The 15,247-nt window shown below is 32.8% G+C and carries 16 protein-coding genes; 12 read left to right on the top strand and 4 right to left on the bottom strand.

Features of this window, described 5'->3' with window-relative positions; all coding sequences use genetic code 11:
• Nucleotides 1–255: 255 nt before the first annotated feature.
• Nucleotides 256–1,635: a 23S rRNA (uracil(1939)-C(5))-methyltransferase RlmD gene (gene rlmD, locus AC38BG_RS06995; protein WP_489937142.1), complete on the bottom strand. Its 1,380-nt coding sequence runs from the start codon at nt 1,633–1,635 to the stop codon at nt 256–258.
• A 93-nt stretch (nt 1,636–1,728) separates the two neighbouring features.
• Between rlmD and recX the strand changes: the two genes are divergently transcribed.
• Both recX and AC38BG_RS06985 read left to right on the top strand, forming a co-directional pair.
• Complete coding sequence (gene recX / locus AC38BG_RS06990) at nt 1,729–2,544, top strand: recombination regulator RecX (protein WP_489937141.1); 816 nt, start codon at nt 1,729–1,731, stop codon at nt 2,542–2,544.
• A gap of 12 nt (nt 2,545–2,556) precedes the next feature.
• Nucleotides 2,557–3,030: a hypothetical protein gene (locus AC38BG_RS06985; RefSeq protein WP_489937140.1), complete on the top strand. Its 474-nt coding sequence runs from the start codon at nt 2,557–2,559 to the stop codon at nt 3,028–3,030.
• Between the two features lie 4 nt (nt 3,031–3,034).
• On the opposite strand, the gene AC38BG_RS06980 is transcribed toward AC38BG_RS06985, so the two are convergent.
• The gene (locus tag AC38BG_RS06980) at nt 3,035–3,481 is read right to left on the bottom strand and encodes a hypothetical protein (RefSeq protein ID WP_489937139.1); all 447 of its coding nucleotides are present in this window, start codon (nt 3,479–3,481) and stop codon (nt 3,035–3,037) included.
• Between the two features lie 102 nt (nt 3,482–3,583).
• Between AC38BG_RS06980 and AC38BG_RS06975 the strand changes: the two genes are divergently transcribed.
• Both AC38BG_RS06975 and AC38BG_RS06970 read left to right on the top strand, forming a co-directional pair.
• A complete protein-coding gene (locus AC38BG_RS06975; RefSeq protein ID WP_489937138.1) occupies nt 3,584–4,447 on the top strand; it encodes a hemolysin family protein in 864 nt (287 codons plus the stop codon).
• Entirely contained in the window at nt 4,447–6,018 is a 1,572-nt protein-coding gene (locus AC38BG_RS06970; protein WP_489937137.1) for a peptide chain release factor 3, read from the top strand. Before AC38BG_RS06975 ends, AC38BG_RS06970 begins: the two co-directional genes overlap by 1 nt.
• Before the next feature lie 40 nt (nt 6,019–6,058).
• On the opposite strand, the gene AC38BG_RS06965 is transcribed toward AC38BG_RS06970, so the two are convergent.
• Both AC38BG_RS06965 and AC38BG_RS06960 read right to left on the bottom strand, forming a co-directional pair.
• A complete protein-coding gene (locus tag AC38BG_RS06965; RefSeq protein WP_489937136.1) occupies nt 6,059–6,337 on the bottom strand; it encodes a DUF1827 family protein in 279 nt (92 codons plus the stop codon).
• 110 nt (nt 6,338–6,447) lie between these two features.
• On the bottom strand, nt 6,448–8,643 hold the full coding sequence (locus AC38BG_RS06960) for an ATP-dependent Clp protease ATP-binding subunit (RefSeq protein WP_489937135.1): 2,196 nt from the start codon (nt 8,641–8,643) through the stop codon (nt 6,448–6,450).
• A 119-nt stretch (nt 8,644–8,762) separates the two neighbouring features.
• On the opposite strand from AC38BG_RS06960, the gene AC38BG_RS06955 reads away from it, so the two are divergent.
• The 8 genes from AC38BG_RS06955 to purK all read left to right on the top strand — a co-directional run bounded on the left by AC38BG_RS06955 (nt 8,763) and on the right by purK (nt 15,244).
• Complete coding sequence (locus AC38BG_RS06955; protein WP_489937134.1) at nt 8,763–8,969, top strand: hypothetical protein; 207 nt, start codon at nt 8,763–8,765, stop codon at nt 8,967–8,969.
• A 120-nt stretch (nt 8,970–9,089) separates the two neighbouring features.
• Complete coding sequence (locus AC38BG_RS06950; protein WP_489937133.1) at nt 9,090–9,356, top strand: phosphocarrier protein HPr; 267 nt, start codon at nt 9,090–9,092, stop codon at nt 9,354–9,356.
• The gene (ptsP, locus tag AC38BG_RS06945) at nt 9,356–11,089 is read left to right on the top strand and encodes a phosphoenolpyruvate--protein phosphotransferase (RefSeq protein WP_489937132.1); all 1,734 of its coding nucleotides are present in this window, start codon (nt 9,356–9,358) and stop codon (nt 11,087–11,089) included. Before AC38BG_RS06950 ends, ptsP begins: the two co-directional genes overlap by 1 nt.
• Before the next feature lie 231 nt (nt 11,090–11,320).
• Nucleotides 11,321–11,719, top strand: a complete 399-nt coding sequence (spx, locus tag AC38BG_RS06940; RefSeq protein WP_489937856.1) for a transcriptional regulator Spx — start codon at nt 11,321–11,323, stop codon at nt 11,717–11,719.
• Between the two features lie 92 nt (nt 11,720–11,811).
• Complete coding sequence (locus AC38BG_RS06935) at nt 11,812–12,513, top strand: adaptor protein MecA (RefSeq protein WP_489937131.1); 702 nt, start codon at nt 11,812–11,814, stop codon at nt 12,511–12,513.
• Nucleotides 12,514–12,587: 74 nt separating this feature from the next.
• Nucleotides 12,588–13,421: a competence protein CoiA gene (locus AC38BG_RS06930; RefSeq protein ID WP_489937130.1), complete on the top strand. Its 834-nt coding sequence runs from the start codon at nt 12,588–12,590 to the stop codon at nt 13,419–13,421.
• 217 nt (nt 13,422–13,638) lie between these two features.
• Nucleotides 13,639–14,127 carry a 5-(carboxyamino)imidazole ribonucleotide mutase gene (gene purE, locus AC38BG_RS06925; RefSeq protein ID WP_489937129.1) on the top strand — a complete coding sequence of 163 codons (489 nt, stop codon included), beginning with the start codon at nt 13,639–13,641 and terminating at the stop codon, nt 14,125–14,127.
• Entirely contained in the window at nt 14,120–15,244 is a 1,125-nt protein-coding gene (purK, locus tag AC38BG_RS06920) for a 5-(carboxyamino)imidazole ribonucleotide synthase (RefSeq protein WP_489937128.1), read from the top strand. The genes purE and purK overlap by 8 nt, the downstream gene beginning before the upstream one ends.
• Nucleotides 15,245–15,247 lie beyond the last annotated feature (3 nt).

Here is a 15,247-nt window from a genome sequence, read left to right as displayed (position 1 = left end):
TATAAAGATTAAAATGGCTGAGCGCAAAAATTCCAATTTATATAAGTCGCTTGTTTAGCGAAAATTCTAACAGATCTATGCTTAATTTGGTTGCGACAGTCATTAAGTAAGTTGTTACAATTGAATATCGTGACTAGAGGAATTAATTAAACTACCCCATCCACCTAAGGTGTTGACAGGCTACATGTAGACAGAGCGTGTAAGCCTGTTTTTGTATGCAAAAAAACAGCTAATTTCAAATTAGCTGTCATTTTATTATTTACGCAAAGTTAATTTTACAATGCATTCACAACGTGGAGTTTGTGGAAGCATATCAATATTTTTGATAACTCGAACATTATATATCTGGGTTAACATTACTAAATCTTGTGCTAGAGTTGATGGATTACATGATACATAAACAAAGGTTTTAGGTTTAACTTGTAATAACATCTTAATTAGACTTTTTGCAAGACCAGTACGTGGTGGGTCAACAATTAAAGCATCAATTGGGACACCATCATTTTTTAGTTGAGGTAAGATCTTTTCAACACTACCTTGTAAGTACTCCGCATTTTTAATTTGGTTTAATTGAACATTGTGTTCAGCATCTTTTACTGCATCTGGAATGCTTTCAATTCCAATAACTTGTTTGACTCGGTCACTTGCCAGAATTCCTAATGTACCAACTCCGCTATATGCATCAATTAAGGTTTGTTCGGGAGTTAAATCAAGCATATTCAAAGCTTCATCATATAAGTTAACTGTTTGTTTTGGATTCAATTGGAAAAATGCTCTAGGTGATAAAGCAAATTTTTTACCAGAGATTTCTTCAATGATTTGGTTTTGTCCAAGTAATTTTTCAGTTTTATTGCCCCAGACTTGTGGATTATCCCATTGGGTTTCATTTTGATAAACACTTACTACATAAGGCAGATCCATTGTTTCCTTGGCTAGTTCCATTAAACCGTTGATCTTATGTCCAATAGTAATAAAGGTAACTTGAATTTGTTTAGTAGATTCAGCTTCACGCACAACTATAGTTTTAATTCCATCATAATGACGGCGATTATTCGCAATAGGAATATGCAATTTAATAATTAAATCTCTAATTGCTCGTTCAGTATTTTGAGTATCTATAGATTGGGTTGGCATTTTAGGTAGATCAACTAATTGTCTGGTTCCAGTTTTATATAAACCTAATTTCACTTTTCCATGATCAAATTCAATTTGGTATTGCGCTTTTGCACGATAATGCCACTGATCTGGTGCAGGGATTGTGTTTTTGATTTTATATTTTAAATAATCCCTTGGATGATATTTACTTAGTGCTTCAATTAAATTATCTTTTTTGTATTTTAATTGTGCGGGGTATGCTAGATGAGCTAATTCCAAACCACCAACATGAGTGTCAACATCTTTTGGCAAAGCTACTCTTTCAGGACTTTTTTCTTTAATCCTAACTAATTCACCTTCTAGATAATGAGGATAAGTCTTAATAATTTTGGCAACTACGACCTCATTTGGTAAGGCATTTGGAATAAAGATGATTTTTTTCTTATAATAGCCAATACCTTCGCCGTTAATTCCTAGACGCTTAATAGTAATGATGACATTTTTTTCTTCAAGTTTATTTTTTTGATTATTTTTATACATTTATCCTTTTTCTTTCTACTATAAACTGTCTTTACTATAATAAGGGTAACGGCTAAAAGTAGCAAGATTTAAAGATTGAAAGAAAGAGTAAAAATGGCTAAAATTACAAAAGTTTCCGCACAAAAAAAGGCGGGAAGATACAATATCTTTTTGGATGGTCAATATAGCTTTTCAGTTAGTGACAAGACTTTAGCTGAATTTAGATTATTTAAAAATACTGAATTAACTGATTCACAAATTGAAAAAATTAAGCAGTTTGATTTAGATGCTAAAGCTAGTGACTTAGCTGCAAAGTATTTAAGTTATCAACCAAGAACAATTCATGAAGTGCAGCTTTATTTACAAAAAAATGATGTAACAAAAGCAGCGATTGATGCGGCAATTAAACAAATGCAAGATCTAGGATATGTAGATGATGCAAAGTATGCAGATTTATTTATAAAAAATGATCTGCGTGTAGGAAATGATGGTTGTCGCAATATAATACAAAAATTACGCCAAAAAGGTGTAAAAACTGATATTATTGAAGAAGCTGTTAGTCGAATTGAAGATCAGCAATGGGCACAAGTTGGCTATAAGTTAGTTAAAAACATGGTTTCAAAACAAGACAAGATGTCTTTGCGCGAGTTAACCAGAAAAATAAAAACAAAATTAATGAGCCATGGTTTTAGTTCAGTTATTAGTGATCTAGTAATTGATATGCTTGATTTACAAGAAGATGATGATGCACAATTAGAAGCATTAAAAGTTCAAGGAATCAAAGCGTATAAAAAATTCAAAAAATATGATGATCCAATTAGACGAATCAAGATTACTCAATACTTGATCACTCATGGTTTTAATTCAACTGAGGCTTCTAGTTTTTTAGATGGGGATGTAATTCCAATAGAAGAACTAGATGAATATTAAGGAGAAAAATTAATGACAGAAAATATTGAAAAATTAACATTTATTGGTAGACCATATTCTTCAAAACAAAGTGATTCACAGCGGTCATTTGTTAATGCTTATCAAGAGATGGAAGCAGATCCTGTTTTTCAAAAATTTGTTGCTGATAATAATTTTGGATCAAATAGAGCAAATTTATTAGTTTTTAGTACCGAAGATTTTATGTATTGGTATGGAGTAGTAACTGATAAAGAACTAGCTGCACCAGCAGGATTATTACGTTATATATTGCCCAAGGCCGAAGTTGCACAAAAGCAAATTCCAAATTCTAGTAATGCACTTTTGCAGCCAGTAAATACTTTGGTTGGTGGCTTTTTAAAGCAATTAGACCAAGATGGAATAAAATACTATCAAAATTTAGGTGATAGTCCTACACCATATATTTTGCAAGAATTAGATGACAACAAAAAACTGACCCAAACTTTATATTTGAAGGCCAGCAAGTAAATTTTTAGATTGATAGATTATCATACTCAATATATGCACCTAGACAAGTTGAGATGAACATTACTAATAATACATATCCTGTAGAAGTTCCAATAATTGTATCTAATGATAGAATATTGCGAACCAGTAACATCGCGACAATGCATAAAACAAAGTCCAAGATAAAGTTTAAAATTTGCAAGATAGGCCTTCTTCTAATTGAGAAAAATCTCAAAAATTGCTGGAAGATTCCTTCATGAACTTCATCTGCCACTAAATCTAGTGGTCTTTGAATTGTAGCTTTAATTGCAAACATAATCATAGCTCCAACTAATGCACCAATTGCTAGACGCCAAATGCTATCTGCATGCAGCACTAATGCATTATAACCAATGCCAATGATTGTTAGGCTGCAGATATAGGGTATTAATAAAAGAAAAGTAAATACTAAAAATAAATGGCTTTTTTTCATGAATATAACCTCATTTCATAGCTGTATTTTAACATATAATGAGTTATGCTATGATATACTATTTTTATTTAGTGACAATTTTTTAAGAAAGTGAGTAAGAAGATGAGTAGTGACCCGGCGGCGGGCAGTTTTTTCAAGAAGTTAAAAACAAAATTAACAGGTGAAAATACCGAGAACCCAAGTGAACAATTAGAAGATGAAATTAATAATTTACACCAGCATCATGAAATAGGTGATACAGAATTTTCTATGTTGCAAGGAACCTTGAATTTTCAAGGTAAAATGGCAAGAGAAGTTATGGTGCCTAGAACTGATGCATTTATGGTGGATATTAATGATAATTTTTTAGATAATTTAGATAATATATTGCGTGAACCTTATTCTAGAGTTCCAGTATATGACCAGGATAAAGATAAAATAGTTGGGGTCATTCATATTAGAACTGTATTAAGAAAGGCTAGAGCAGAAGGGTTTGATAAGCTTACTTATCAACAAGTAATGTTTAAACCATTATTTGCTCCAGAAACTACAGACTTATCTGAATTATTAATTGAGATGCAACAAACTCAAAGACAATTAGCTATATTAACTGACGAATATGGTGGAGTTGTGGGGCTTGCGACCATTGAAGACCTAATTGAAGAGATCGTTGGCGATATTGATGATGAAGTTGATAAGGCAGAAGTTTTATACACAAAAATAGGTGCTAACAAGTATGTAATTAACGGGAAAATGCCTTTAGATGATTTCAATGAGCAATTTCATACAAATATTGAAATGGAAGATGTAGATACTGTAGCTGGTTATATGATCACTAAGTTAGGGATGATTCCAGCAAAAGGTGAAAAACTAAGCATTCAATTAGATAATGGGATGGTTTTAACAACTAGAAGGATGAAAGGGTCTCGTATAGTAACCTTGTTGTTAACTACAAATAACACTCAGAAAGAAGAAACAGAGGATTAATGACTGAAAAATTAGAAAATGAAGTAAAAAAACGAAGAACTTTTGCAATTATTTCACACCCCGATGCTGGTAAAACAACTATTACTGAGCAGATGTTGTTGTTTGGTGGGGTTATTAGAAGTGCAGGTACTGTAAAAGCTCGAAAAACTGGACACTATGCAACCAGTGACTGGATGGCTATTGAAAAAAAACGTGGTATTTCAGTAACTAGTTCAGTTATGCAATTTGAATACCAAGGCAAAAGAATCAATATCTTGGACACTCCTGGACACCAAGATTTTTCAGAAGATACATATCGTACATTAATGGCTGTTGACTCTGCTGTCATGGTAATTGATTCAGCTCGTGGTATTGAACCTCAGACTAAAAAGTTATTCAAAGTTGTTAAACAACGTGGAATTCCAATTTTTACTTTCATGAACAAATTAGACCGTGATGGTCGTCCTCCTTTAGATCTAATTGCTGAACTAGAAGAAGTCTTAGGCATCGAAGGCGTAGCTATGAACTGGCCAATTGGCATGGGCAAGGGGCTAAAAGGATTATATGATATTGCAAATAATCGTGTGGAACTTTATCGAAAGAATAGCAAAGACCGTTTTATTGATTTAGATAAGGCTGGAAAATTGCCAGATAATAATCCTTTGAGTCAAGATAGCTATTATCAAGCTGCTGTAGATGATGTAGATTTATTAAAAGAAGCAGGAAATAAATTTAATAAAGATAAAATTTTATTAGGTGATCAAACTCCGGTGTTTTTTGGATCTGCATTAACTAATTTTGGAGTTGAAACATTTTTAGAAAGTTTTGTTAGTTTAGCTCCATCCCCAGAAGCTCATACTGTTAATGGAGATGAAGAATTAAGTCCAGATGATCCTGAATTTAGTGGATTTGTATTCAAAATTCAAGCTAATATGAATCCTAATCATCGCGATCGAATTGCTTTTGTCAGAATTGGCAGTGGAAAATTTGAAAAAGGAATTGATGTAACTTTAGCTAGAACTGGCAAAAATGTGCGTCTAAATAATGCAACTGAGTTCATGTCAAGTGAGCGTGTCCAAGTATCTAATGCAGTAGCTGGAGATATTGTAGGGTTATATGATACTGGTAATTTCCAGATAGGAGATAGTATCTATGCCGGAAAGCGTAAGATAGTTTATCCACCACTACCAGAATTTACTCCTGAATTATTTATGAGAGTAACTGCTAAAAATGTGATGAAACAAAAATCATTTCATAAAGGGATGAATCAGTTAGTTCAAGAAGGAGCGATTCAGTTATACCGCAACTATTCAACAGATGATTATATTTTAGGAGCTGTAGGTCAATTACAATTTGAAGTTTTCCAATTCAGAATGAAAAATGAATATAATTCTGAAGTAGAAATGACTCCTTTAGGTCATCGTGTTGCACGCTGGATTGATCCTGATCAATTAGATCCCAAAATGTCTAGTTCACGTAACTTATTAGTAAAAGATCGCTATGGTAATCCATTGTTTTTATTTGAAAATGCATTTGCAGAACGCTGGTTCCATGATAAGTATCCAGATGTCAAATTAACAGAAAAATTGTAAAAAAAAGAAGATTCAAGTTTACACGAACTTGAATCTTTTTTTAACGCTTGCAACTAATTGCAATAACTTTTTGACTATTATCAACAGTTAAATTATATGTTGTATCTTTTTTGATTAAACGATTAATTACAAATTGAATTTCGTCATCACGAATTCTGCGATCATGATTTTCTAAGACAATTTCAATTTCATCAGGTGATTCAGTATATACAACTGAAGTATTGCCTAAAGAATAAACTTTAACATATTGTGCATTTGTTGAATTAAGCTGATTTTGTACTAATTGTGCATATGAGTTTGTTACATCTATTAAGTGCATATGGTTACCTCTGCTTTATATCTGTTTTCTACACATTTATTATACTCTAATTGGTATATAAAATAAGCAAAAAAAAGAAACATCAAATGATGTTTCTTAGGTAGTATACATTATTTTGCTTGAACAGTTGCTTGCTTATTTGCTTCACTAATTTCAATATTGCCATTAGCATCCAAATCGGCAAGTAAGTCTTTTCCATTTGGATGATCTAGTTCATAATCAGCAACCTTGTCTTCAATTTCTTCTTGAATTGTACGACGCAATGGACGAGCTCCCATAGTAGGATCATATCCATCAGTAACTAATTTATCTTTAGCACGATCAGTTACATCAACATGGATTCCTTGGTCTTTGATCATTTCGTTGCTCTTTAAAAGCATTAAATCAACAATCTTGATCAAGTCTTCTTTAGTTAAAGCATTGAATTCAATGACATCATCTAATCTGTTTAAAAATTCAGGTTTAAAGAATTGATTCATTGAATGTCTTGCATTAGCTTTTTGATCATCATTTTCCGCACTAAAACCAACACTTGCAGTCTTAATACCTTGACCTGCATTAGAAGTCATAATGATGATTGTATCTTTAAATGAAACTGTTCTACCTTGTGAATCAGTTAATCGACCATCATCTAGAATTTGTAAGAACAGGTTCAAAACATCTGGATGAGCTTTTTCAATTTCATCAAGTAAGATCAAACTGTATGGGTTATGACGAACCTTTTCAGTTAATTGTCCAGCTTCTTCATATCCAACATAACCTGGTGCTGATCCGATTAATTTAGAAACAGAATATGGTTCCATATATTCAGACATATCAAATCTGATCATAGCATCTTCAGAGCCAAACATAGTTTTAGCTAATTGTTTAGCAAGTTCTGTTTTACCAACACCAGTTGGTCCTACAAATAAAAATGATCCAATTGGACGACCAGATTTGTTAAAACCAATTCTATTACGACGAATAGCACGAGCAACTTTTTCTACAGCAGCAGTTTGCCCAATTACATTTTTGTCCAAATCACTTGCTAAGTTTTGTAAGTGTTGTTCTTCTTGTTTTTGGATATCACCAACAGGGATGTTGGTCTTTTCTTCAACTATCTTGTTCATGATCTTATTGGTGATGACAGGTGATTTATCTGGATCAACTTTTTGATCTTTCAGCTTGTCATATTTATCAATTTGATCACGGTAATATGCGGCTTTCTCATAATCTTCATTTTTAAGTGCATCTTGCTTTAATTGCTCAGCTGCTTTGATTCTTTCCGCAATTTTTTCTTTATCGACAAATGGAATTGTCAAATTCATTCTAGAACCTGATTCGTCTAATAAGTCAATTGCCTTATCTGGTAAGTATCTATCTTGAATATAGCGAGAAGATAACTTAGCAGCAGCTTCAATTGCGTCATCAGTGTATTTAACATGGTGGTAGTCTTCATAACGCTTTTGAATACCCTTTAAAATTCTGATTGTTTCATCAATTGAAGGCTCTTTTACTTCAACTGGTTGAAATCTTCTTGCTAAAGCAGAATCTTTTTCAATATCACGGAATTCTTTAATTGTAGTAGCACCAATTAATTGTAATTCACCTCTAGCTAATGCAGGTTTAATGATGTTGCCAGCATCCATACCACCTTCGGCATTACCTGCACCTACAATTTCATGGATTTCATCTATAAATAAGATGATGTCATCATGATCTTGTAATTCCTTGATTAATTGCTGCATTCGTTGTTCGAATTGACCACGAATGCCAGTACCTTGAACTAGTGATACTACATTTAATGAAATGATTCTTTTGCCTTGCAATTTAGCTGGAACAGAACCATCAACAATAGCTTGTGCTAATCCTTCAACAACAGCAGTTTTACCAACACCAGCTTCACCAATTAAAACTGGATTATTTTTAGTTCTGCGGTTTAAAATTTCAATTACACGTGCAATTTCTTTATCACGACCAATAACTGGATCAATTTTGCCTTTTTTAGCTAATTCAGTTAAATCAGTACCATATTGATCAAGTAATGACTTACGACCGTTATTTCGATTGTTGCCACCACCATTAACCCCCATTTGCATTCTTGGGTCTTGGTTTTGGTTAGGCATTTGTCCTTGGTTGCGGGCATTTATTGCATTAAAGAGATCATCAAAATCTCCAAAAAATTCATTATTATTCATATTATTACCTTGTTGCATTCTTAATTTTTGATAACATTGTTGGCATAAATCAATATCAAGACTCTGTCCATTCACCACGGTATGTACATGAATAGAAGCTGGTCTTTGATGACAATTTTGACATAACATAGGATTGCCGCCTTTCTGATTTAAACTGACACTATTGTATTCTTAGCACTCTATGTAGTCAAGTGCTAAGACTCGTGAACAACTATTTTTTTGTAAGAATTAGAAATTAGAGTATAATAATGAAGGCAAATTTAAAAATAAAGGTAGTAAATATGGATTATGATAAAATTTTATCCGATCTTGTAGAAGGCAAGATCCCTAATTATACTGTTGAAGCTAAAGATGCTTTCTTATTTCAAAAGGCATTGCGGGATTTTGATAAAAGACAATTAATTAGGGGAATTGCACAACGAGGCGGCAGTATTATCTATACGATTAAAAAATAGACCATAATAAACATGTAAACCGTTACATTTTTATTGTTTTAAATGCGTAAACATGATAATCTAATTATCGAATGGGTATTTCTACCATTTTTTATTTTGAAATATAAAGGAGAAAATACAATGGAAAAACGTGAATTTCATATTATTGCAGAAACAGGTATCCACGCACGTCCTGCTACATTATTAGTACAAGCTGCTTCAAAGTTTGGTTCAGATATTAACTTAGAATACAATGGTAAGTCAGTTAACTTAAAGTCTATCATGGGTGTTATGTCACTTGGTGTAGGTCAAGGCGCAGATGTTACTATCACAGCCGATGGTGATGATGCAGCACAAGCTATTGAATCAATTGCCGACACAATGAAGAAAGAAGGATTAGCTGAATAATGACGAAAACATTAAAAGGTATCGCTGCCAGTGATGGTATTGCTGTTGCACCAGCTTATCGCTTGGTTGAGCCTGACCTTTCGTTTTCGAAAGTTTCAGTAAAAGATCCAGATAGTGAACTTGCACGCTTTAAAGCTGCAGTTAAAGATTCAACTGATGAAGTTGAAAACATTCGTCAAACAGCAGAAAAGAACTTGGGAAAGCAAGAGGCTCAAGTTTTTGAAGCTCACTTGATGATTTTAAACGATCCTGAATTTACAGGCGCAATTGAACAAGAAATTAAAGACCAAAGTGTAAATAGTGAATTTGCATTAGATGAAACTGCTCAAAAATTTATTAAGATTTTTGAAGGTATGACTGATAATGCATATATGCAAGAACGCGCAGCCGATGTACGTGATGTATCTAAGAGAATTATGGCTCATTTGCTTGGTAAACAATTACCAAATCCAGCTTTGATTGATCATGAAGTTGTAATTATCGCACATGATTTAACTCCTAGTGATACAGCTCAATTAAACACTAACTTTGTTAAAGGTTTTGCAACTGATATTGGTGGACGTACTGCCCATTCAGCAATCATGGCTCGTTCATTAGAATTGCCAGCAGTAGTTGGTACTAAGTCAATTACTGATGATGTAAAAGATGGTCAACAAGTTATTGTTGATGGGCTTAATGGTACAGTTATTGTTGATCCAACATCTGAAGAAGTTGATGAATACACTGAAAAAGGTGAAGCTTTCAAAAAGCAAAAAGCTGAATGGAAGAAACTAAAGGACGCGCCATCTGAAACTAAAGATGGTAAGCATTTCATTATTGCTGCAAATATTGGTACTCCAAAGGATATGCCAGGAGTTTTAGCTAATGGTGCTGAAGCAATTGGTTTATACAGAACAGAATTTTTATACATGGATTCTGCTGAATTACCAACTGAAGATGATCAATTTAATGCTTATAAAGAAGTATTACAAGGCATGAATGGCAAGCAAGTTGTAATCAGAACTATGGATATTGGTGGGGACAAGCATTTACCATACTTGCCATTACCAGAAGAGATGAATCCATTCTTAGGTTACCGTGCAATCAGAATTTCTTTGAAACAACAAGATATTTTCCGTACACAATTACGTGCCTTACTTCGTGCTTCTGCTTATGGTAAATTAGGTATTATGTTCCCAATGATTGGTACATTACCTGAATTGCGTCAAGCTAAGAAGATCTACAACGAAGAAAAGCAAAAGTTAATTGATGCAGGAGTTAAGATTGGTAGCGATATTCAAGTTGGTATGATGATTGAAGTTCCAGCCGCTGCGATTTTAGCTGACCAATTTGCTAAAGAAGTTGACTTCTTCTCAATTGGAACTAATGACTTGATTCAATACACATTTGCTGCTGACCGTGGTAATGAACATGTTTCATATTTGTATCAACCATATAATCCATCATTATTGCGCCTAATCAAGCATACAATTGATTCTGCACATAAAAATGGTATTTGGTGTGGTATGTGTGGTGAAGCTGCTGGTGATTCAATTATGTTCCCAATTTTGCTTGCAATGGGACTAGATGAATACTCAATGAGTGCTACATCAATTTTAAGAATCAGAAGTGAAATGAAGAAGATTGATACAGCTGATTTGGCAGGTTTAGTTGATAAAGCAATCAATGTTTCTGAAACTAATGATGATAACATTAAATTGGTAAAAGATTTAATGGAAAAAATTAAAGCGTAAATAATTTAAAGAATTTATCCTTATTTTTGTAGGGATAAATTCTTTTTGTTTTTTTGAAAAAATATTTTAAATCTTCATAATTTATTCAAATTTAACTGTTAAATTAATAATGTAGATAAGAAAAAAACTTTAAATATTTTTCAAGAATATACTTACAAAAAGAAAGTAATCGTGCTATAATATTGGCAAAGGAAATAAAATATGGTCTTAGAGATAGGAAAGAGTGGTTATATGGTTAATTTATATGTTTCGCCTAGTTGTACTTCATGTAGAAAGGCTAGAGCTTGGTTAGCCTCACACGATATTCCATTTAAAGAAAGAAATATTTTTTCAGATCCTCTAACAAGAGAAGAAATAGTACAAATATTGCGCTTAACTGAAAATGGAACTGAGGAGATCATTTCTACAAGATCTCGGGCATTTCAAAAGTTAAACATTAATTTGGATGATTTATCAATTGATCAATTGCTAGATTTGGTAGAAAAGAATCCTGGATTACTACGTCGTCCTATTATGATGGATGATCGCAGATTGCAAGTAGGATATAATGAAGATGAGATTCGTCGCTTCTTACCAAGAAAAGTTCGTCGTCTAGAACTTGCACAAGCACGAAAGTTCGCAGATTTATAGAATTAAAGTCTTTAAACGTTAGTGATTGCTAACGTTTTTAATTTGGCCTTAAAGTAGGTTACAATATTTATAAGTAAAGGGGGGGTGCTTTTTTGGAAGTTGAAAAAATTGACGAGAATACAATTCGCGTAACAATGGATAAAGCTGAATTAGAGCAGCGAGGAATTACTGTTCTTGATTTACTGGGGAATAAAAAAGAGATTCAAAGTTTGTTTACTAGCATTTTACAAGAAGCCGATGTGGATCATGAATTTAGCCCAAACGATCCTGTAACATTCCAAATTATGCCCGCAAATGGGGGCTTAGAGATGATCATATCTAAAGCCAATAAAGACCAATTAAATAAATGGAATCAAATGAAACAAAATTCTAATAACACAGGTGGTGTTATGGGTGATAATAGGCAATTAAGTCCTCAAGATATGTTACATGGATTGGGTGATGCACTATCCAACTTTTATTCAAACAAGGATCAAAATAACACCAAAAATATTATCCCAACTAAAAAAGGATTCAAATTCGATAATATTGAAGATGTGATAGCTTTAGCAGAAAACTTGAAAGTAGATGATTTAGCTTCAGCATTATATTATGATCATAATCAGTATGTAATGGATTTGGCATTCTTGGATGATAATTATGTTGAATTGACTCCAGAAGATGCTTGGGCAATTGCTGAAGAATATGGTAGCGAAATAAATGACTCTGAATTGAAGTTAGTCAAAGAACATGGTAAAGAAATTTTTAATCGTGATGCCTTAGCTAATTTAAGATATTATTTCGGCCAAAAATAAAGAATTTGTTAAGAATAGATTGAGCAGGGAAATTTCCCTGCTTTTTTGCGTAATTACATTTTGGGGTGATCAAAATGTACGCAGCATTACTAAAAAATAAATTAGTTTTAGCAAATAAAGAAGCACAAATTTTAAAGGATAATTCGCAATATCGGTGTCCTAGGTGCAAAAAACAAGTTATGTTAATAATTAGTCAAAATAAAGGGGCTTTTTTTAAACATGTAAAAATTTATAGTTTAAATAAAGGAGAAAAGCAAGAACATCTGCAAGGGAAATTGCAGCTGAAAGCCGCGTTATGTGCAATAGGATATAACGCCCAAATTGAAGTGCCGTTAGCGAATGGATCTTTGCGAGCAGATGTATTAGCATCAAATAATTTAGCTTTTGAAATTCAATGTGCGCCACTGTCTTTTAAAGAATATAGTGTGCGACATAGATTATATGTTGAAAACCAAATTAAAGATGTATGGGTAGTTGGCAAAAGACACTATTTACATCAAAAAATCAACTCAAGTCAATTAATTTTTTTAAGAGAAAATAATATTTGGGGAACATATCTGATAGAAGTTGACTCAATGAATGGATATTTACACTTGAAATATAATATCTGGCAAGCTCCAGTTGGTAATAAAGTTTTTTATCAATTCAAAAAGTTTGCTTTAAGTGATTTAGGATTGACTGAATTATGGAAATATGCGCCTGGTAAAATACAAATGCCTAAAGTACAAATTGAACATTTTAGGCTATATTTAGCAAAACAAATCCAACAAAAAACAAAGATAGGACTTAATATTTCACAGAAATTATATGAAAAACGAATTTTACAGGAGGATTTACCTGACTTTTTATTTGAAAAATGTCATAAAGTTGGAAAAATTAGTAAATTAGAAAAATTTTTGCATAACTAACATGAAACTTATCATAGATTACAGTGATCAATGGTAAGCCTTTTTATATATATAGTTCGATATTTTGCTAATATATAAATCAATATACCGTTTATCTAACTTAAAACCTAACATAATACAAACAAATACAGTATTTAATTTAAAAATAGTTCGACTTTTTTCTTGGAATTTCATTGAAAATTTGCTATTCTGAAATTGAAAAAAGGAGGAAAACTTAATGTCAGAAAAAATCAGTATTGTGATGGGATCTATTTCTGATTGGTCATTTATGAAGCAAGCTTGCAATATCTTAGATGAACTAGACATACCTTATGATAAGCAAGTTATCTCAGCACATCGGATGCCAAAAGAGATGTTTGAATTTGCGCAAAATGCTGTAATAAATGGGATCAAAATAATTATTGCAGGCGCAGGTGGCGCAGCACACTTACCTGGTATGCTTGCAGCTAATACACCACTCCCAGTAATTGGTGTTCCTGCAAAAACCAAGGCATTAAATGGGGTAGATTCATTATTATCAATTGTGCAAATGCCCTCTGGAATTCCTGTTGCAACAACTGCAATTGGCAGTAGTGGTGCAAAAAATGCAGCTCTACTAGCTTTGCAAATTTTAGGAATCACAAATAAGGATATTCAAAGCAAAATTATAAATTATCGACAAACAATGCATGATGAAGCAGTAGAAAGTAGTGCAAAACTTGACTAATTTTATTAAACAAGGTGAAACTATTGGAATTATTGGTGGTGGGCAGTTAGGACAGATGCTGACTTTTGATGCTAAGGCAACGGGGATGAAGGTTATTATTTTGGATCCCACCCCAAATTGTCCTGCGGCACAAGCTGCAGATGCGCAAATTGTTGCTCCTTATAATAATTTAGAGGCTATCAACGAATTAGCTGATCGCAGTGATGTTTTGACATATGAATTTGAAAATGTTGATTTAAAAGCACTCGAATCAGTAAAAGACAAGGTTTTTATCCCGCAAGGAACGCAATTATTATATATAACTAAGCATCGAATTCGAGAAAAAAATTTTTTGCAACAAGCTGGATGTAAAGTAACGCCATTTAGGGCAGTTAAAGATTTAACGCAATTGCATGAAGCATTAAAAACAATTGGCTATCCTAGTGTATTAAAAACATGTGAAGGTGGCTACGATGGAAAAGGTCAAATAGTTTTACATAGTGCACAAGATTTAGGTAAAACTAAAAAAATACTAGCTACTAAAGATTGCATTTTGGAACATTTTGTAGATTATTTATTAGAATGTTCAGTTATGGTTGGGCGTAATACTGCTGGTGAAATCACCGTTTTTCCAGTCAGTGAAAATATTAATAAAAATGAAATTCTGCATGAAAGTATTGTCCCTGCAAGAATTAGTGAAAAATTAGCTGATGAAGCGCAAAAACTTGCAATAAAAATTGCCAAAGCAATTAAATTATGTGGCGTTTTAGGAGTAGAGATGTTTGTCAGTAAAGACAATCAAATTTATATCAATGAATTAGCACCACGTCCTCATAATTCAGGACATTACTCAATTGAAGCATGTAATTTTTCACAATTTGCTGTTCATAACAGAGCTATCTGCAACTGGCCACTACCTAAAATCAAATTATTGTCACCAGTTGTGATGGTTAACATATTAGGTCAACATGTTGAAAAAGTACGCAAGATTATCACTGAAAAACCACAATGGTCATTTCACTTTTATGGAAAAGATGAAAGTCGCATAGATCGAAAAATGGGTCATGTGACGATTTTGACTAATAATATTGAACAAACATTATCAGAAGTTAAAGCAACAAGAATTTGGGATATTTAAAAG

The organism is Lactobacillus sp. M44 (genome assembly GCF_058130005.1).
Note: the sequence above shows the minus strand (reverse complement) of the source record. Positions and strands in the feature narration are given on the sequence as shown.

What these genes read in the sequence shown, in the direction of transcription:
- rlmD (WP_489937142.1), bottom strand. Translation starts at nt 1,635, where the DNA reads ATGTATAAAAATAATCAAAAAAATAAACTTGAAGAAAAAAATGTCATC.
- recX (WP_489937141.1), top strand. Translation starts at nt 1,729, where the DNA reads ATGGCTAAAATTACAAAAGTTTCCGCACAAAAAAAGGCGGGAAGATAC.
- AC38BG_RS06985 (WP_489937140.1), top strand. Translation starts at nt 2,557, where the DNA reads ATGACAGAAAATATTGAAAAATTAACATTTATTGGTAGACCATATTCT.
- AC38BG_RS06980 (WP_489937139.1), bottom strand. Translation starts at nt 3,481, where the DNA reads ATGAAAAAAAGCCATTTATTTTTAGTATTTACTTTTCTTTTATTAATA.
- AC38BG_RS06975 (WP_489937138.1), top strand. Translation starts at nt 3,584, where the DNA reads ATGAGTAGTGACCCGGCGGCGGGCAGTTTTTTCAAGAAGTTAAAAACA.
- AC38BG_RS06970 (WP_489937137.1), top strand. Translation starts at nt 4,447, where the DNA reads ATGACTGAAAAATTAGAAAATGAAGTAAAAAAACGAAGAACTTTTGCA.
- AC38BG_RS06965 (WP_489937136.1), bottom strand. Translation starts at nt 6,337, where the DNA reads ATGCACTTAATAGATGTAACAAACTCATATGCACAATTAGTACAAAAT.
- AC38BG_RS06960 (WP_489937135.1), bottom strand. Translation starts at nt 8,643, where the DNA reads ATGTTATGTCAAAATTGTCATCAAAGACCAGCTTCTATTCATGTACAT.
- AC38BG_RS06955 (WP_489937134.1), top strand. Translation starts at nt 8,763, where the DNA reads ATGAAGGCAAATTTAAAAATAAAGGTAGTAAATATGGATTATGATAAA.
- AC38BG_RS06950 (WP_489937133.1), top strand. Translation starts at nt 9,090, where the DNA reads ATGGAAAAACGTGAATTTCATATTATTGCAGAAACAGGTATCCACGCA.
- ptsP (WP_489937132.1), top strand. Translation starts at nt 9,356, where the DNA reads ATGACGAAAACATTAAAAGGTATCGCTGCCAGTGATGGTATTGCTGTT.
- spx (WP_489937856.1), top strand. Translation starts at nt 11,321, where the DNA reads ATGGTTAATTTATATGTTTCGCCTAGTTGTACTTCATGTAGAAAGGCT.
- AC38BG_RS06930 (WP_489937130.1), top strand. Translation starts at nt 12,588, where the DNA reads ATGTACGCAGCATTACTAAAAAATAAATTAGTTTTAGCAAATAAAGAA.
- purE (WP_489937129.1), top strand. Translation starts at nt 13,639, where the DNA reads ATGTCAGAAAAAATCAGTATTGTGATGGGATCTATTTCTGATTGGTCA.